The following is a 16,892-nucleotide window of genomic DNA, read 5'->3' as shown; positions in this document are numbered from 1 at the left end:
GCTTGATCTGGCGGAGGGCGAAAAGCTGCATGTTCTTCACCCGCAGCAAATCATCGCTTACCGTGGCCCCAGCTCAGGCCGCAGTGACAAGCTGATGAATATCAAAGGCATGTACCGCAAGCACAAGCTGATTCAGGCCGATTTTACAGGGACTTGTCGTCTGATTGCCGCGCTTCCTCCCGGCTTCAGTCTAAAAATGATTGAGCTGGAAGGAGGCGATGATCTGCTATACGATTTTCGCAACCTGTTCTGGTACAGCTCCGGTATCCATATGCGTACCAAGCTGCTGAGCATGAAAAACATGTTGTTCAGTCGGGACGTCATTAAAATGAAATTCGATGGCATCGGTCAGATCGGTCTATTGACTCAGGGACTGGTATGCCAGGAACAGCTTCATCCAACAGAACCGATGTATGTCGATGCAAGCAGCGTCATTGCCTATCCCGAAAACGCCAAGCTAGAGCTGACGGTGTACGGCAACCATCTGGCCAGTCAGCATATGAATTATCATTTTAAAATGACCGGACACGGTACTGTGCTTTTTCATGCGGGTGAGCATCATCGACGACTCCAGCAGGATATGAACGACGATGGCGTGATCAAACGCTTTTTAAGGGAAGTCATTCCATTTGGAGGAGTGTTTATCAAATAGCTCTGCCATGCTATAATGAAGGCTTCTGTCCTCTGGCAGACATCAAATGAAGAAAGTCCATGCTCCATGCATGGGAGAGGTTCGCGAACTCCCTCTATAAAAAACTAACGATGCTTTGTCCTCCGCATGAAAAAATAATCGCGGGGCAAGGCCTGTTTTTTGTTGAAGTCGGTTCAAGAACTCTCCTTCTTCCAAGTGACAAGACCCTGTGTCTTACACCATTCCAAGAAGATCGAGAGGTTTTTTTATGTTTGCAAACGAAAAAGCGGTCGTCGTATTCAGCGGCGGTCAAGACAGCACCACCTGTTTATTTTGGGCGAAAAAACATTTTGCCGAAGTAGAAACGGTGACGTTCGATTACGGTCAACGCCACAAGCAGGAAATCGAAGTAGCGGCCGGGATTGCCCACGAGCTGGGCGTTCCGCAATCGGTACTGGATATGAGCCTGCTCAATCAATTAGCCCCCAATGCCCTCACACGCACCGACATTGACATTACTCAGCAGGAAGGTGAGCTGCCCAGCACCTTTGTAGACGGCCGCAATCTGCTGTTCCTCAGCTTCGCAGCCGTGCTCGCCAAGCAAAAAGGAGCCCGTCACATCATCACAGGCGTCTGCGAGACGGATTTTAGCGGCTACCCCGATTGCCGGGATTCTTTTATCAAATCGCTGAATGTTACTTTAAATCTTTCCATGGACTATCCCTTTGTCATTCATACCCCGCTCATGTGGTTGAATAAGGCCGAAACCTGGCAAATGGCCGATGAGCTGGAAGCCTTTGAGTTTGTGAGAACCCGTACACTAACATGCTATAACGGCGTCATTGGCGACGGCTGTGGCGAATGCCCTGCCTGCAAACTGCGCCGGGCCGGGCTGGAACAGTATCTGGCTGTACGCGGAGTTTCGTCGCAAGGGGTTGAAGGCCATGCGTGAGCCGGGCCCCTTTCGTATCGTCGACAAGCTCCAGCAGTTCGGGACGGACATTGAACGCTCCCAGCTGCGTTATCATCGCAAACGTGTTCTGGTCAGCAAGCAATTTACGTTCGATGCAGCACACCATTTGCACTGCTACGAAGGCAAATGCAAAAATCTGCACGGACATACTTATATCGTCGTTTTCGGCATTAGCGGCATACCGGGCGAAACCGGTCTGACCCTTGATTTTGGTGATATCAAAACGATCTGGAAGGAGCGGATTGAGCCTTATCTGGATCACCGCTATCTGAATGAGACGCTGCCCCCCATGAATACAACGGCGGAAAATATGGTCGTCTGGATCTTCGAACAAATGGAGTCCGCCCTAACCTCGGAAGCATTCCGCCATCGTGTGGAATGCGGGCGTACTGAATTTGTCCGGCTGTTCGAAACACCTACCAGCTATGCCGAATTCCGACGGGAGTGGATGCTGGATGAGTAATACTACGACGACTCAACAAACAGCCACACCTTCCCGGGGCCCAAAAACAGCCCCGATCCCTGTACTGGAGGTGTTTGGTCCTACCGTTCAGGGCGAAGGCATGGTCATTGGGCGCAAAACGATGTTTGTACGTACCGCTGGCTGCGATTACCACTGCTCATGGTGCGATTCCGCCTTTACCTGGGACGGCAGCGCCAAGGAACAGATCCGTCGTCTCAGCGCAACAGACATTTGGCAGGAGCTTCAGGCCATCGGTGGCGCACGGTTTTCACATGTGACCCTATCCGGGGGCAACCCGGCCCTGTTGCCGCAGCTTGGAGAGCTAATCACGCTGCTGCGCAGCCAAGGCATTGCCACCGCTGTCGAAACACAAGGCTCCCGCTGGCAGGAATGGCTGTATGATATCGACGAGGTAACCCTGTCGCCCAAGCCGCCCAGCTCTGGTATGTCGACCAATTGGGACGTGCTGGGTGACATCGTAGCCCGCCTGTCAAATCGGAAGATTACTGACTGGAAGGCGGCTGGAGAGTCCTGGTCTGCGGCACACGTCACAACCGCAGCATGCACAGAGCAAGCCGCTAATGAGTCAGCGAGATTCTACCATGGAGCATGCAGCTTGAAGGTCGTCATATTCGATGACATTGATCTCACATATGCACGCACCGTTCACGAGCGCTATCCACATGTACCGCTGTTCCTCCAGACTGGCAACCCGGATGTGAATACGGAGAACACGGAACAGATTGCGGAATCCCTATTGCAGCGTTATGAATGGCTTATTGACCGTGTCATGGACGATTCACGTCTGAACGACGTAAGAGTGCTCCCGCAGCTCCACACCCTCGTATGGGGCAACAAACGCGGCGTATAGCACATCAATGTAATATATTCCATATGAGCTGTATGTGATACAAAAGTTACACCCAATTCGTTGAAATATACTTTCGACATCCAAAGTTATAAAACAAGAGAAACCCTCGTCCGTGAGAACGGGGTTTCTCAAAGTGGCGCTACTTAATAAAGGAGCGAGCTTTATTCACTTCTGCCCAACCTCATGTAAACGAGTAGGGACTTTATGGTGTTGACGGCGGTTGGCAGCGGAACGTCACCTAACCGAACCTTCACCACCATAACTCCCATCTCGTTTACCAAACTAAACTTAAGGAGCCTTATCCAATATGACCGGAAGAACACCCGAAGAAATGACCGACGTTACCCTGCTTGGCAATCAAGGCACACAATACACCTTTGCCTACGATCCCGCCATTCTGGAAAGCTTTGATAATAAGCATCCGTACCGCGATTATTTTGTAAAATTCAATTGCCCGGAGTTCACCAGCCTGTGCCCGATTACAGGACAGCCGGATTTTGCCACTATCTACATCAGCTACATTCCCGATATCAAAATGGTCGAAAGCAAATCCCTTAAGCTGTACCTGTTCAGCTTCCGCAACCACGGCGATTTCCATGAGGACTGCGTCAACATCATGATGAACGACCTGATCAAGCTGATGGACCCGCGTTATATCGAAGTGTGGGGCAAGTTTACGCCGCGCGGTGGCATCTCCATTGATCCATACACAAACTACGGCAAACCGGGAACCAAATATGAGCAAATGGCAGAACATCGCATGATGAATCATGATATGTACCCGGAGACTGTAGATAACCGTTAACACTTCAGAAATTTCACTACCAATGATTTGCTATTGTAAAGATACTTAAAACCTAATATCCACATCATTAAACAACAAAGTGCACCCTTAGAATTGACATGGGAATAACCCTTCCGTTATCCGATGAATTCTAAAGGTGCACTGCAATTGTTATATACCTAGTTTGTTACTTTGTTACTTTGTTACTTTGTAACTTTTAACTGGATACTGTCAGCTTTATAGACAACCTTCACTTTGTACTTGCTTGGCAATCCTGTGGTTTCAATGGAAGTAAATGCTCCATTTCGTTTACCATAAGTCATGATCGTGGCACCGTTAGCTGGTACATATTTGTTTGAAAAATTCAGACGCAATTTCCCATTGGGTATTGCAGTACCTTTAATTTTGACCAAATCATTTTTACTCTGAAGGTTGAGCTCCAGTGTGCCCTTGGCAGATTGTTTGTAATTGCCGCCGATGATCAGCTTTCCAGCAACATTTTCAGTGAGGGTACCCCCGTTGTTCGTCACATCCCCATTTCCGAAAGCCGTCTCTGAATTCCCTTCAAGTCTGCCTTGGTCGATCTGTGTACCACCGGAATACGTATTGTTGCCCAGCAGCTTCAATGTACCTGTACCCTTTTTGGTCAGCTTTCCAACGCCGGAGATATTGTTGCGCCAGCGATCCAAAGCATTGAAACCGCCTTTGGAAGCGTCCATGGTCACGTTAACGTTATTGGCGAATGCACCATAACCATCTGCGGCGGAAAAGAGATTAAGTCGTCCCCATCCCTCAGCATCATCCAGTACGGGATAGCCGGAGGGAAGGCCTGTAGTAGCTAAAACCCAGCGGCGTTGTGTGCTGTCCAGGTAAGGCAGACGTGTTTCCAGCAGCACCTCAGCTCCCTTAGGCACCGTCATTGCAGTCGTGGTCGGGTTCATTGGACTGAATCCGTAGGTCAATCGTTCAGTATAGCTTTTTTTATTGGCAGAGTAATTGCTGAACCGATCCGGGGCAGTCCCCTTTTGCGTTAACAATGTACTGTGAGCATCCTGATAAGCTGCTTTCTTTAAACTGCTATTGGCCGGATCAGACAGGATGGCAGCCGCTGTCGCAGTGGCCATGACGCGCCCTCCCATAACATCAAATGGCGAATGCATACCGGCAACAATACGGTTGTTGCCCAGTTCAGATGCTCGTGTCAGCAGTTCCTGGTAACGCTCTGGTACGGCATAGGCCATAGCAATAGCGCTAAGATACGCAGCATTGGTATGACCGCTAGGAAAGCCTCCATCCTTGCTTGGATCAGAATTTTGAGCAGGAAGCAGCGTCGGAACCACGACTGAATTATTGCTCCAACGAAACGGACGAGGATAGCTAAAATAAGCCTTGGCCGAGCTCGTCGAAGAGTAATCACCTCGCAAGGTATTGACCAAATTCACGATATTGCCAAGAGCAGAACTCGTACTGCCTGCATTGGTTCCGGCATCTTCATATTTTTTAGTCAAGGCATCTGCCGGAATGTCATTGATTGTTGTAGTTGCCCCTGCATTCTTTCGATATACATCGGTAAGCGAACCCAGACCGTCGATCACACTGTAGCTCTGATTTCTGCGATCATCCAAATAAGCCGCATCTGCCTCACTGGAAGTACGGCGAGCAGCAATATCAATAACTTTTTGAATATTGGCATCCAGTACGCTACTGTTCAGCTTGGTACCTGTATCCCAGGTAGTACCGGGAGTCCAAAGCTTATTAAATCCGGAAAGCAACCCGAGTGTCGGATTTGAACTTTCCGTCTTATGATCAGAATTATTATTTTTGTAATGATCTACGAAATATCCCCAAGACGGCTCTGGCGCAGTTACCGTTGTTGGTATGGTTGCCGCACTCGCATAACTTCCACCCAGGGAACCTATAAGTAAGGGTACAGATAATAAAGCAACTGATAATGGTTTCTTTAACGATTTCATCCTCAAATCATATCCTCTCTTGTGCTCTTCATGCGTTCTCTACAAAGCTATTACCTATACAACAAGTTGTATGATATAAAGAATCATATCTTAAGTTTGTTAAATGAAGAGCCTGGTTTTGTTAAAAGAAAAAAGGCATCCCAAGAGCCGCATATACGGACTCTGGAGACACCCTTGTTTAGTCTGTTATAGAAAAAATGATTTTAATTTCCATGTGACGTGTAGAAAATCCAACTAAATCAAGCAATTGCGAGTATGCAGCAGGATGGGAAAGAACCACCGAGCAAAGGCGGACTTTATCCCCCTTTCAGCCATTTGCTGCAAACGAATCGCTTCCTATATCTTAAAATATACATACTTAACCGGAGGTTGCCATGACTACTAAAACTGCTGCACAAAATGAAACGAGCCCATCGCTCCCCCTGCCGGGACCTCAAGCGAAGGGCACCGTTTTTGCGATTCTGATTGCCATCAGTTTCGTTCATCTGTTCAACGACTCGATTCAATCGGTCATTCCTGCGATCTTCCCGATCTTAAAAGAATCCATGAACCTCAGCTACACGCAGATCGGCTGGATTTCATTCGCCATCAATTTTACAGCATCGATCATGCAGCCCGTCATTGGCTTGTTTTCGGACAAAAGACCTACGCCCGCGATCCTTCCGATCGGCATGGGCTTTACGCTGACAGGCATGCTGCTGCTCGCCTATGCTCCCGATTATAAAGCAGTGCTCATCGCGGTCATCTTCGTGGGTCTGGGCTCGGCTGCCTTTCACCCGGAAGGCTCGCGGGTATCCCACATGGCGGCAGGACCACGACGGGGGCTGGCCCAGTCCATTTTCCAGGTCGGCGGCAATGCAGGCCAATCGCTGGCCCCCATGCTTACGAGCTGGATCTTTATCCCACTAGGGCAATTTGGCGCCATCTGGTTCACAGGTATTGCTGCGGCCGGGATTGTGGTGCAGTCGTTCATCGCCCGCTGGTATGGTAACGTCCTGCGCACAGAAGGCTATGCACGTAAAAAAGCGGCAGCGCGCCGTATGAAGCCCGAAGTACGCAACCGTATTATGTTTGCCATGGTTGTTCTCATTCTGCTGGTATTCGTCCGTTCGTGGTACTCGACCTCGGTCGGCAGCTACTATTCGTTTTACCTGATGGAAGTGTTCAAAATGCCACTGGCTGATGCACAGCTGTACATTTTCCTATTTCTAGGAGCTGGTGCGCTAGGCACTTTCTTTGGTGGTCCACTGGCAGACCGTTTTGGTAAACGCAATATGATTTTCCTGTCCATGGTATTGGCCGCACCTCTTGCGTTGCTGCTGCCTTACGCCAACCAATTCTGGACGGCTATTCTGCTGCCAATTATCGGATTTATCATGCTGTCGAGCTTCTCCATTACGGTCGTATATGCCCAAATGCTCGTACCCGGCAAAATCGGAACCGTCTCCGGTCTGATCACAGGCCTCGCTTTTGGCCTTGGCGGTGTGGGTGCGCTCGTGCTCGGCAACTGGATCGACAAAGTAGGCATCACGAACATCATGTTCCTGTGCGGCTTTTTGCCGCTGCTCGGTATTTTGACCTTCCTGCTTCCTACAGATAAAACCCTGAACCGCTGGGCGGAAGAAAACGGAGCCGAAGTGTAGCAGGCAAGCGTGTGGCGGCCATCCCGGCCGCTTCACACCTTCGTAATGGCCTAAGCTGATTCTCCAGGCAAGCCAAGAAAGATTCCCCTCTTGTATCCCGAACCATCCAGTCAGCTCTCTTCTTCCGTCAAACGTATCAAAATACGACGCTTCCTGTATAGCATTTTACCCGCCTCAGCCACGTCACGAATAGCACTTCGATTGGCAATGGAGCCAAACAAAATACCCGCAATCGGGACCATCTGGAGCAGCTTTTTCCATCCAAACTGATCGCGGTACGTATTAACGACTTCTCTCCACCCCTGCATCTGGGAAAAGACCTGCGCCTGGCGTGAAGGATCATCAAACAAGGCCAGTTCCTCCAGTACAGCCTTTTTGCCCACAATATCGGATGAAGCGAACTGCATACATTTAATGATAAAGATGCGTTCCTGCTTCTCATCAGGATTGAAGCCGTAGCATAAGGCCATTTCCTGAAGTACCTTGAGCGACAAGCCGAGCAAAATAGGAATATCCGCTGCGATGGTAAATACTCCGCCGATCCCTGTCGTTGCCCCCTGAGCGGTAGCAAAGGTGACACGGCCTGCTATCATATCGTCAGCGGTCTGATCCATGATCGTCAGAGGTAGCCCAGCCGCCTGCTTCAATCCCCACGCCGGTTCAGGGCTAATGTCCGAATCAGTGTTTTCCCCATCATGAAGCCGATCCTGCGTATCAGAAGTGGAATCCGCGTCATTTTGCCGAATCACGTGTTCACGGGCCGTCTGTTTCAGCTTATTCAGAACCGTTTCTTCTTTCACCAGATATTTACCACCGTTTTGGATAAAGCTTCCCAGCTCGTTAAGCAATTGCTCCAGTTTGTCTTTAATGATTTTAGGCGTCAGCCGATCCAGCAGCATAAAGGGCCATCTGCCGAGCTTTTCCCAGAAAAAAATATCCTTTTGCGCCTTCTCCCACGCCTCAATGGCTTTCAGCTCATGACGCAATAGATCCTGACTTTCACGATATTGTGCAGCCTGCTTCATAGAAGTACACGTCTCCTTTTAACCATGCTTGTTTATGTAACGGGTAATACGTAAGTAAGATGAGTTCAGGTTTCTTTTTTTTACCTCACAGCCTTCTTCTACCGCTGACGTGGAGCTTATCCCTTACCATTGTGAGCATGATGCCATTTTACATACGTTTTATTTGCCTGAGGATCAGCAGCAGTTTACCGGAATGCCGGATGAAATGCTGGCACTGGCCAAGCAAGACCCGCACTGCCATCCTGTCGTCATTTCGGTTACTGCCCCTATATATATCTCCGAGTATTTCCCACATGTTCGTGAAGTCGTGCTGGGTGTCAACGCCCGTAATCTGCCTGCTCAAAGTCTGTATCTCAAATGCGGCTTTAAAGACGAAGGCGACACCAAGATGGGATCGCACGGCTTGCAGCATATTTTAAAAATGAGCCTGCATAGCTAACCTCTATGCGTCTCTAACAAAAAGCTCCCGGCACCAGCACCGGGAGCTTTTATCATTTTATTTCTCCTAACGAAAAGCTTAGCTTGTAATTGCCGTACCGCGTCAGTTCATCAAGCATGGTATTTAGCTCTTCCTGTGAGGACATGCGCAAGCGCATCCAGTAACAGCCCTCCCCGCTAACCCGATGAATCTCAATAATAGAGGGATGCTTCCGTGCGAATGCCTGGAAAGCACTATGAACGGTTCCCGAATTCAAAAACACCGTAATAAAGGCATGAATGGTCTGCCCCATTTTTTCAGGGTTCCAGCGTAGCGTGTAGCCCTCGATGATGCCTGCATCCTGCATTTTTCGAACACGCGCTCCTACCGCCTGGCCCGTAAGATGTACAAGCAGACCCATCTCCTTGTGCGATAAAGAGCTGTCCTCAATCAGATGATGAAGGATGCGCAGGTCGATCTCATCAGGTACGAATAGTTCCATAGCCATTTTTCCTTTCATGATGAAACGAGAATTCTTGTTTTCCTTTCAGCAGGCCGTAGCCTGTAGCTTCTTGCATCAGATATGATTGTAACAGAAACAAACAACTGCCGAACATATTCGGATAAAAATTAATCTGTCCAACTTAAAAGGAGATTCCAGATATGAAAATCACACTGATCCGCAATGCAACCCTATGGTTAGAATATGGTGGAGTAAAATTCCTGATCGACCCGATGCTGAGCGAGCCTGGCGTAAATCCGCCTATTCCGAATACGGAGAACGACCGTCGCAATCCGTTGGTTCCCTTGCCGCCGCAGTGGGAAACACTCGGACAGCCTGACGTTGTTATCGTTACGCATTTGCACCCGGATCACTGGGACCTGGCAGCAGCGCAATGGCTGGACAAACAGCTTCCTATCCTCTGCCAGCCCGGAAATGAAGATCAGATCGCCGCTGACGGTTTTACGCAGGTGACTCCAGTTTGGGTGGTTGGTTCTGTGGGAGAGATTGAGATCATCCGCACAACCGGGCATCATGGTACTGGAGAAATTGGGGAACAGATGGGCCCCGTATCGGGCTTTGTATTCCAAGCTCCGGGCGAGCCTGTTGTCTATTTGGCCGGGGACACAATCTGGTGCAGTGAAGTGGCAGAAGCTCTCGACAAGTACCATCCGGAGTGGACGATTGTGAATGCCGGAGGAGCGCGGTTCACAGTCGGTGATCCAATTACGATGACAGCGCAGGATGTAACGACGGTTGCGCAATACGCCCCTTATACACAAGTAGTGGCTGTCCATATGGAAGCGATCAACCATTGTCTGCTCACCCGCTTTGAGCTTACGGAACATATTAACCGCGAAGGACTGAATGATCGTGTGCATATTCCGATAGATGGAGCGAGTATTTCGGGATAATGTCTGAATACGGCTTGCCGGAAACGGATGATGCCTATCTAGCAGCGGACAGGTCGTAAGTCACCGTTTACGCCCATTTCGAATATATTGGATTTCAAAACCGCCTAAAGAAGGGATTAATCATGAATTGGCCATATCCTTATTACGGTACAGAAACCCAATGTAAAGAAGTTCCGATCGCCTTTCCTCCTCAACATCAATATAGACAGCCGGGATTGGAATATCTGATGGTTCCCCGTCCTATTTTTGACAATCCGAAGTATATTGGCACCGGGAAGCTTCAGGACCGGGTTGCCATCGTTAGCGGCGGGGATAGTGGAATCGGACGTGCGGTTGCTGTCGCTTTTGCCAAAGAAGGAGCCGATCTGGTCATTGCTTATCTCGATGAGCATCAGGATGCCATGGAAACACGTGACGTCATCCATAAGCTCGGCAGACGCTGTTTGTTAATTCCGGGGGATTTGAGGCAAAAAAGCAACTGTGGTCTGGTTGTTCAAAAAGCGATAGAAACCTTTGGACGTATTGACATCCTCATTAATAATCTTGGTGTTCAGTTTGTGCGTGAATCGTATCTGGATATCAGCGAGCAGCAGCTTCGTGACACGTTTGATACGAATATTATTTCCTTCTTCCATATGACAACGGCAGCGCTGCCTTATATGCGGGCTGGGGCCAGTATCGTCAATACGGCTTCGATTACAGCGTATGTGGGTCAAAAGAATCTGATCGACTATTCAGCTACCAAAGGGGCGATTGTCAGCTTTACCCGCGCTCTGGCTAATAATCTGGTCGATCAGGGCATTCGTGTGAACGCTATTGCTCCCGGTCCAATCTGGACTCCGCTGAATGCCGCCACACAATCGCCGGAAGCGATCCGCACCTTCGGAACCAATACGCCGATGAAGCGTGCCGGGCAGCCTTATGAGCTGGCCCCTGCTTATGTGCTGCTGGCTTCGGATGACGGCTCCTATATTACAGGCCAAACGCTGCATGTAAACGGCGGACAAATGGTGACGACTTAAATACGCAGGATTGATAGCGGCAAGGCCCAACCAACAAGGAACCTCCAGCATCCACATTTCAAGTGGGACTGGAGGTTCTTTTTGTACAATCTATAGGATATGAAGTTTAGGCTGATCTTTTGTTTTTGTTGTAAATATCAAAGGCTACCGCCAGCAGCAGCACCAAGCCCTTGATGCCTTGCTGCCAGTCAATGCCCAGACCGATCAGGGACATGCCGTTATTCAGTACACCCATGACCAAACCACCGATAATCGCTCCGAAAACCGTTCCGATCCCGCCGGATGCCGAAGCCCCACCGATAAAGCAAGCTGCGATAGCATCCAGCTCAAAGTTCGTACCTGCTCTTGGTGTAGCCGCGTTCAGACGTGCAGCGAAGATCAGACCGGAAATGGCAGCCATCACGCCCATGTTGACGAATACCCAGAACGTTACTTTTTTCGTTTTGACACCGGACAGACCCGCCGCCTTTTCATTCCCGCCCAGCGCATACACATGTCGGCCCATAACCGTGCGGTTCATGACGAAGGAGTACACAACGATCAGAATGAACAGCAATACGAGAATGTTCGGAATCCCCGCATAGCTTGCGAGCATAAAGGTGAACAGATTGATGACAGCAGCCACCACAATCAGCTTGAGTACAAATAGAGTCTGTGACGGAACCTCGAAGCCGTATTTAAGCTGGGAACGGCGTTCGCGAAGCTCGTTGACGATAAACCATACCGTGAGCGCGATGCCGACAATGACCGATACCAGGTTATAACCCGAGGAAGCAAAATCAGGCAGGAAGCCTGAACTGATTTTCTGAAAGCCACCCGGAAAAGGAGAGATGGATTGACCTTCCAGTACAATCATCGTCAAGCCACGGAAGAGCAGCATCCCTGCCAACGTCACGATAAAGGCCGGAATCCGCACATAGGCGACCCAGAACCCTTGCCATGCGCCGATCAGCGCTCCGACTACCAAGGCTGCAATCACGGCGATCCACGCCGGAAGCTGCCAATCCACCATCATGATGGCGGCCACTGCCCCGACAAAAGCGGCGATCGAGCCGACAGACAAATCAATATGTCCCGTGATGATGACCAGCACCATCCCGATAGCGAGCACGAGAATGTAGCTGTTTTGCAAAATCAGATTTGTAATATTAATCGGCTTCAACAGCAGGCCGCCCGTCAGCACCTCGAACAGGATCATAATGACGACCAGCGCAATCATCATGCCATATTGGCGGATGTTATTTTTAAATAATTTAGTTATGGTTTCCATGCTTCACGCCTCCCGACTTGGTCATATATCTCATCAATGTTTCCTGCGACGCGTCCTCACGGCTAACCTCTCCCGTAATCCGCCCGGCGTTCATGACGTAAATCCGGTCACACAAGCCCAGTACCTCTGGCAGCTCGGACGAAATAACCAGCACACCCTTGCCTTCAGCGGCAAGTCGATGAATAATCGTATAAATTTCATATTTGGCGCCCACATCAATGCCCCGCGTCGGCTCATCCAGAATCAGAATGTCCGGCCCGGCAAAAATCCATTTGCTCAGTACCACCTTCTGCTGATTGCCACCGCTCAGATTGCCTGTTTTCTGTAAAATGCTCGGCGCTTTGATGTTCATGCTCTTCTTCATTTCCTCTGCAACAACGACTTCCTCCTGCTCATTGACGACAGCGCCCTTCGTCAGCTTGTTCAGGCCGGTCAGCGAAATATTACGCTTGATATCGTCCATCAGAATAAGGCCATACTCCTTGCGATCCTCGGTTACATAGGCGAAGCCGTTGTTGATCGCGTCTGTTACCGTGTTGTTCTGGATCGGTTTGCCGTCCTTGATCAGTTGCCCGGAGATATTGCGTCCATACGATTTACCAAAAATACTCATCGCCAGCTCCGTCCGTCCCGCTCCCATCAGCCCGGCAATGCCGACAATTTCGCCACGCCGAATGTTGAGATTCACCTGTTCCAGCACCTTGCGCTCCGCATGATGCTCGTGATACACCGTCCAATCCTTCACTTCCAAAATGACCTTGCCAATTTCCGCATGGCGCTCCGGGTAACGGCTGGTCAGATCACGTCCAACCATCCCGCTAATAATCCGGTCCTCTGTGACCTGATCCTTTTTCATATCCAGCGTCTCAATCGTCTTCCCGTCCCGCAAAATCGTGATCGAATCAGATACCTTGGCGACCTCATTCAGCTTGTGGGAGATGAGAATGCAGGAAATGCCCTGTCTTTTAAATTCAAGCATCAAATTTAGCAGGTTTTCGCTGTCGTCCTCATTCAACGCCGCTGTCGGCTCATCAAGAATGAGCAGCTTTACCTTTTTAGAGAGCGCTTTCGCAATTTCAACCAGTTGCTGCTTCCCGACCCCGATGTTCGTAACTAAAGTATTGGGATTTTCGCTCAGACCCACCTTGGACAGCAGCTCGCGTGTGCCCACAAAAGTCTCTTTCCAATCAATCACGCCGCCGCTGGCGCGTTCATTGCCCAGATAAATATTTTCCGCAATCGAGAGATACGGGATCAGCGCCAGCTCCTGATGGATAATGACGATCCCCAATTCCTCGCTCTGCTTGATGTCCTTGAACTCGCATGTTTTACCCTGGAAAATAATATCCCCTTCGTAGGTTCCATGCGGATATACACCACTCAGTACCTTCATCAGCGTCGATTTGCCCGCACCGTTCTCACCACACAGGGAATGGATTTCGCCTTCCTTGACCTTGAGGTTTACATTTTCCAACGCCTTCACGCCGGGAAAGGTCTTGGTAATTCCCTTCATTTCCAAAATGATTCCAGTCATGGGGTACACTCCTTTCGGTTTGAATAGCCTGCTCTTATTTCAGTCCGATTTGCTCCTTGGTGTAATAATGACTCCCCACAATATCCTTCTCGACATTCGTCCGATCCACCGAGATCGGGTCAAGCAAATAAGCAGGAACTACTTTTATTCCGTTGTTATACGATTTGGCATCATTCACTTCTGCTTGTTTGCCCTGTAAAATGCTGTTGGCCATCACAACCGTCTGCTCAGCCAGCTTGCGAGTATCCTTGAATATAGTTTGCGTCTGCTCCCCGGCCACAATCGACTTGATCGAAGCCAGCTCCGCATCCTGCCCCGTAATGATCGGCAGCGGCTTGTTCGCTGATCCGTAGCCAACCCCTTTGAGGGATGAAATAATACCGATGCTAATCCCATCATACGGGGATAACACCGCGTCCAGATTGGCTCCCGAATAGTAGGCGCTCAGCAGATTATCCATTCGCGACTGGGCCAAAGCTCCATCCCACCGCAGCGTAGCGATCTGCGCCATCGTCATCTGCTTGCTGCGCACAACCAGTTTGCCCGAATCAATGTATGGCTTGAGGACAGACATCGCGCCGTTAAAGAAAAAGTACGCGTTATTATCATCCGGCGAACCGCCAAACAGCTCCACATTGAAGGGGCCTTTGCCTTCCTTGAGTCCCAGCTTTTTCTCAATATATGACGCCTGTAGCACGCCCACCTTAAAGTTGTCGAAGGTCGCATAATACGTCAGATACGGCGTGTTCCGAATCAGACGGTCATAGGAAATAACCTGAATCCCCCGGTCGTGCGCCTTCTGGATCACATCTGTTAGTGTATTCCCGTCCACAGATGCAACCACCATGACATTCACGCCCTTGGTAATCATATTTTCAATTTGGGCAATCTGGTTTTCCACCACGTCCTCGGCATACTGTAAATCTGTTTTATAGCCTTGCTCCTGAAACAGCCGGACCATATTCTCTCCGTCCCCTACCCAACGCTCGGACGATTTGGTCGGCATGGAAATGCCCACATAGCCTTTTTCCTTGCTGCCTGTTCCACTCTCTGCCAAATTACAGGCTGAAAGCATCAAGGCTAAAACCAGAAGCCAGACGACAACAGCTCCTTTTTTCATATGAAGCTCCCCTTTCCTCATGTGATGCGGGTCATTTAGTGCTGATTAGAGTAGATATTAGATAGCGCTTACAATAGAGTGGCGATGAACGCCTCTCCTTTTTTTATGTGCAACCACATGGTATCATTCCAAGCCGGGAAAGGTCTTTGCTGGTTTTGAACTTTTTTTATAAAATTTTAACCTTTGTGTGGGGGGGAGTGATTTGAGGAGGAATAAAGATTGTCGGGAGATCGCTCATATATTTCGAAAACACAAAAAGACTTTAGCCTTCTTACGATTGGCAAAGTCTCAATTTGTAGAATTATTAAATCCGCTATCTAAAGAGTTCACACTTTTATTGACATTTCATCAATGAGAAGTACGTGTGGGTCAAATAAACTTCAGCTAATCCTATTAGATAAAAAGACTATATAGCAGACCCAGGCTCCGATGGAGCCACAGCTTGAATATTTATGTTATACGACGGAATCACTTCTTCGATCAACCAAAATTCTTCCTTGATCTTGATCTGTCATTGCTCTGCTATGTGTTCCAATAAATCTCCTGGTTGACAACCTAAAGCCGTACATAATTTATCAATTACTTCTAATGACACATATTCATTCGTATTGAGCTTCGCCATTGTAGCAGACGAAATCCCCGTCATTTTAAGTAAGTCCTGCTTCTTAATTTCCCTGTCGATCAATAATTTTTGAAAAGGTTTGTAACTAATCATCTGTTATTCCTTTCACACATGAAGTGAATTTTCTTTAATTATATGAAAGTATATTTTCTTTATCAAAAACATCTTCAACATGTATTGACTTGTTTGTTTGTTATGATAAAATAATATTCAATAAGTTAAACTTTTATTCACGAAATTAAATCCATTGGATGGTGTTCAAATATGCATAATTCTTTAGAATTCTTACTCGATTCACTGATTCGTAATCGAATTGAATCTTTATATATCGAGCTTATCAAAAACAACTCCAGCTACAACCAGTTCTCATCCGAACGGAATCTTTACTTCAAGCAGTTACATGAACTACTATCAGAGGATATACAAAAGACTCTATTCCTTTTTGATGACGCAGACCTTTCTGTTCAAGCTATTTTAGAGAGTGAAATCTATTTGCAAGGTTTTAAAGATGCTCTCCATCTACATAACGAAATTCCTCGGCCAAACCAAGGGCATAGCCCGATGCGTGAATATTATGTTAGATGATGTATCGGCCTTCTTTGAGTTGCCTACAAATATCCTCTATTAAGCAAAGAACATCAAGCACTTTCTATACTCGATGTTCTTCTATCCATTGTTCAATATTCTCTTCTTTAATTGTTCCTTCTGCCGTTTTTAATCCTAATTCAATTAGTTCTTTCTGTTCATATTTTATTGACAATCCATTTAAACGTAATAAAAATAAAATTGTCGCTACACCTATACGTTTATTCCCGTCAATAAATCCATGATTCTTTATTAACGCGTATCCAATTACAGATATTTTCCTTATCGTACCTTCGTAAAGCTCCTGTCCATTCAAGGTTGCTTCTGCTTTTCGTAATGCACTTTCAATCATTCCATGATCCCTAACCCCGACCGAACCACCTGTTGCCTTTACAATCTTAGTATGGAATTGAATAATTTGTTCTAAACTGATATTCTTCATTTGGCTAATTCCCTAAGTGCTTCAGCGTTTTCATTTATAATATCGTCCATTAGTGACTCCATTTGCTGATTACTTCGGTTCTTTAGAAATTCGATAAAAT

The 16,892-nt window shown here is 48.1% G+C and carries 18 protein-coding genes and 1 riboswitch; of the genes, 10 read left to right on the top strand and 8 right to left on the bottom strand.

Going from position 1 to position 16,892, the window contains the following annotated elements; translation table 11 throughout:
* From C1I60_RS11770 to queF, 5 genes are all read left to right on the top strand, one after another.
* On the top strand, window positions 1-652 hold a 652-nt coding region (locus tag C1I60_RS11770), incomplete at its 5' end, for an AIM24 family protein (protein WP_137062254.1).
* Between the two features lie 70 nt (window positions 653-722).
* Window positions 723-766: riboswitch (PreQ1 riboswitch) on the top strand.
* A 133-nt stretch (window positions 767-899) separates the two neighbouring features.
* Window positions 900-1,583 carry a 7-cyano-7-deazaguanine synthase QueC gene (queC, locus tag C1I60_RS11765; protein WP_137062252.1) on the top strand — a complete coding sequence of 228 codons (684 nt, stop codon included), beginning with the start codon at window positions 900-902 and terminating at the stop codon, window positions 1,581-1,583.
* The gene (queD, locus tag C1I60_RS11760; protein ID WP_137062253.1) at window positions 1,576-2,067 is read left to right on the top strand and encodes a 6-carboxytetrahydropterin synthase QueD; all 492 of its coding nucleotides are present in this window, start codon (window positions 1,576-1,578) and stop codon (window positions 2,065-2,067) included. Before queC ends, queD begins: the two co-directional genes overlap by 8 nt.
* Window positions 2,060-2,938, top strand: a complete 879-nt coding sequence (gene queE, locus C1I60_RS11755) for a 7-carboxy-7-deazaguanine synthase QueE (protein ID WP_137061875.1) — start codon at window positions 2,060-2,062, stop codon at window positions 2,936-2,938. The genes queD and queE overlap by 8 nt, the downstream gene beginning before the upstream one ends.
* Before the next feature lie 307 nt (window positions 2,939-3,245).
* Window positions 3,246-3,743 carry a preQ(1) synthase gene (gene queF, locus C1I60_RS11750; protein WP_137061874.1) on the top strand — a complete coding sequence of 166 codons (498 nt, stop codon included), beginning with the start codon at window positions 3,246-3,248 and terminating at the stop codon, window positions 3,741-3,743.
* A 182-nt stretch (window positions 3,744-3,925) separates the two neighbouring features.
* Here the strand turns inward: queF and C1I60_RS11745 are convergent, their stop codons facing one another.
* Window positions 3,926-5,695 (bottom strand): acid phosphatase, encoded by a 1,770-nt coding sequence (locus C1I60_RS11745; protein WP_137061873.1) that lies wholly within the window; start codon window positions 5,693-5,695, stop codon window positions 3,926-3,928.
* Between the two features lie 374 nt (window positions 5,696-6,069).
* Between C1I60_RS11745 and C1I60_RS11740 the strand changes: the two genes are divergently transcribed.
* Complete coding sequence (locus tag C1I60_RS11740) at window positions 6,070-7,338, top strand: MFS transporter (protein ID WP_137061872.1); 1,269 nt, start codon at window positions 6,070-6,072, stop codon at window positions 7,336-7,338.
* Window positions 7,339-7,448: 110 nt separating this feature from the next.
* Here the strand turns inward: C1I60_RS11740 and C1I60_RS11735 are convergent, their stop codons facing one another.
* Window positions 7,449-8,363, bottom strand: coding sequence for an EcsC family protein (locus tag C1I60_RS11735; RefSeq protein WP_137061871.1), 915 nt, complete (start codon window positions 8,361-8,363; stop codon window positions 7,449-7,451).
* A gap of 109 nt (window positions 8,364-8,472) precedes the next feature.
* Here C1I60_RS11735 and C1I60_RS11730 point away from each other — a divergent pair, with 109 nt between their 5' ends.
* Window positions 8,473-8,802 (top strand): N-acetyltransferase, encoded by a 330-nt coding sequence (locus C1I60_RS11730; protein ID WP_137061870.1) that lies wholly within the window; start codon window positions 8,473-8,475, stop codon window positions 8,800-8,802.
* Between the two features lie 52 nt (window positions 8,803-8,854).
* Here C1I60_RS11730 and C1I60_RS11725 read toward each other — a convergent pair whose 3' ends face one another.
* Complete coding sequence (locus tag C1I60_RS11725) at window positions 8,855-9,283, bottom strand: Lrp/AsnC family transcriptional regulator (RefSeq protein WP_137062251.1); 429 nt, start codon at window positions 9,281-9,283, stop codon at window positions 8,855-8,857.
* A 161-nt stretch (window positions 9,284-9,444) separates the two neighbouring features.
* Here C1I60_RS11725 and C1I60_RS11720 point away from each other — a divergent pair, with 161 nt between their 5' ends.
* Both C1I60_RS11720 and C1I60_RS11715 read left to right on the top strand, forming a co-directional pair.
* The gene (locus tag C1I60_RS11720) at window positions 9,445-10,197 is read left to right on the top strand and encodes an MBL fold metallo-hydrolase (protein WP_137061869.1); all 753 of its coding nucleotides are present in this window, start codon (window positions 9,445-9,447) and stop codon (window positions 10,195-10,197) included.
* 122 nt (window positions 10,198-10,319) lie between these two features.
* Window positions 10,320-11,219: an SDR family oxidoreductase gene (locus C1I60_RS11715; RefSeq protein ID WP_137061868.1), complete on the top strand. Its 900-nt coding sequence runs from the start codon at window positions 10,320-10,322 to the stop codon at window positions 11,217-11,219.
* A 106-nt stretch (window positions 11,220-11,325) separates the two neighbouring features.
* On the opposite strand, the gene mmsB is transcribed toward C1I60_RS11715, so the two are convergent.
* From mmsB to C1I60_RS11695, 4 genes are all read right to left on the bottom strand, one after another.
* Entirely contained in the window at window positions 11,326-12,489 is a 1,164-nt protein-coding gene (gene mmsB / locus C1I60_RS11710; protein ID WP_137061867.1) for a multiple monosaccharide ABC transporter permease, read from the bottom strand.
* Window positions 12,473-14,023 (bottom strand): multiple monosaccharide ABC transporter ATP-binding protein, encoded by a 1,551-nt coding sequence (gene mmsA, locus C1I60_RS11705; RefSeq protein WP_137061866.1) that lies wholly within the window; start codon window positions 14,021-14,023, stop codon window positions 12,473-12,475. The genes mmsB and mmsA overlap by 17 nt, the downstream gene beginning before the upstream one ends.
* A 34-nt stretch (window positions 14,024-14,057) precedes the next feature.
* Window positions 14,058-15,143, bottom strand: coding sequence for a multiple monosaccharide ABC transporter substrate-binding protein (gene chvE, locus C1I60_RS11700; RefSeq protein WP_137061865.1), 1,086 nt, complete (start codon window positions 15,141-15,143; stop codon window positions 14,058-14,060).
* Between the two features lie 511 nt (window positions 15,144-15,654).
* Entirely contained in the window at window positions 15,655-15,858 is a 204-nt protein-coding gene (locus C1I60_RS11695) for a helix-turn-helix domain-containing protein (protein ID WP_019686344.1), read from the bottom strand.
* A gap of 171 nt (window positions 15,859-16,029) precedes the next feature.
* Here C1I60_RS11695 and C1I60_RS25580 point away from each other — a divergent pair, with 171 nt between their 5' ends.
* Window positions 16,030-16,350 (top strand): hypothetical protein, encoded by a 321-nt coding sequence (locus C1I60_RS25580; RefSeq protein ID WP_137061864.1) that lies wholly within the window; start codon window positions 16,030-16,032, stop codon window positions 16,348-16,350.
* A gap of 64 nt (window positions 16,351-16,414) precedes the next feature.
* Here C1I60_RS25580 and C1I60_RS11685 read toward each other — a convergent pair whose 3' ends face one another.
* Complete coding sequence (locus tag C1I60_RS11685) at window positions 16,415-16,792, bottom strand: type II toxin-antitoxin system death-on-curing family toxin (RefSeq protein WP_137061863.1); 378 nt, start codon at window positions 16,790-16,792, stop codon at window positions 16,415-16,417.
* Window positions 16,793-16,892 lie beyond the last annotated feature (100 nt).

Source organism: Paenibacillus terrae (assembly GCF_005217525.1).
GTDB lineage: Bacteria > Bacillota > Bacilli > Paenibacillales > Paenibacillaceae > Paenibacillus > Paenibacillus terrae_C.
Note: the sequence above shows the minus strand (reverse complement) of the source record. Positions and strands in the feature narration are given on the sequence as shown.

Coding starts and splice junctions, on each gene's coding strand:
- queC (WP_137062252.1), top strand. CDS start 900: ATGTTTGCAAACGAAAAAGCGGTCGTCGTATTCAGCGGCGGTCAAGAC.
- queD (WP_137062253.1), top strand. CDS start 1,576: ATGCGTGAGCCGGGCCCCTTTCGTATCGTCGACAAGCTCCAGCAGTTC.
- queE (WP_137061875.1), top strand. CDS start 2,060: ATGAGTAATACTACGACGACTCAACAAACAGCCACACCTTCCCGGGGC.
- queF (WP_137061874.1), top strand. CDS start 3,246: ATGACCGGAAGAACACCCGAAGAAATGACCGACGTTACCCTGCTTGGC.
- C1I60_RS11745 (WP_137061873.1), bottom strand. CDS start 5,695: ATGAAATCGTTAAAGAAACCATTATCAGTTGCTTTATTATCTGTACCC.
- C1I60_RS11740 (WP_137061872.1), top strand. CDS start 6,070: ATGACTACTAAAACTGCTGCACAAAATGAAACGAGCCCATCGCTCCCC.
- C1I60_RS11735 (WP_137061871.1), bottom strand. CDS start 8,363: ATGAAGCAGGCTGCACAATATCGTGAAAGTCAGGATCTATTGCGTCAT.
- C1I60_RS11725 (WP_137062251.1), bottom strand. CDS start 9,283: ATGGAACTATTCGTACCTGATGAGATCGACCTGCGCATCCTTCATCAT.
- C1I60_RS11720 (WP_137061869.1), top strand. CDS start 9,445: ATGAAAATCACACTGATCCGCAATGCAACCCTATGGTTAGAATATGGT.
- C1I60_RS11715 (WP_137061868.1), top strand. CDS start 10,320: ATGAATTGGCCATATCCTTATTACGGTACAGAAACCCAATGTAAAGAA.
- mmsB (WP_137061867.1), bottom strand. CDS start 12,489: ATGGAAACCATAACTAAATTATTTAAAAATAACATCCGCCAATATGGC.
- mmsA (WP_137061866.1), bottom strand. CDS start 14,023: ATGACTGGAATCATTTTGGAAATGAAGGGAATTACCAAGACCTTTCCC.
- chvE (WP_137061865.1), bottom strand. CDS start 15,143: ATGAAAAAAGGAGCTGTTGTCGTCTGGCTTCTGGTTTTAGCCTTGATG.
- C1I60_RS11695 (WP_019686344.1), bottom strand. CDS start 15,858: ATGATTAGTTACAAACCTTTTCAAAAATTATTGATCGACAGGGAAATT.
- C1I60_RS25580 (WP_137061864.1), top strand. CDS start 16,030: ATGCATAATTCTTTAGAATTCTTACTCGATTCACTGATTCGTAATCGA.
- C1I60_RS11685 (WP_137061863.1), bottom strand. CDS start 16,792: ATGAAGAATATCAGTTTAGAACAAATTATTCAATTCCATACTAAGATT.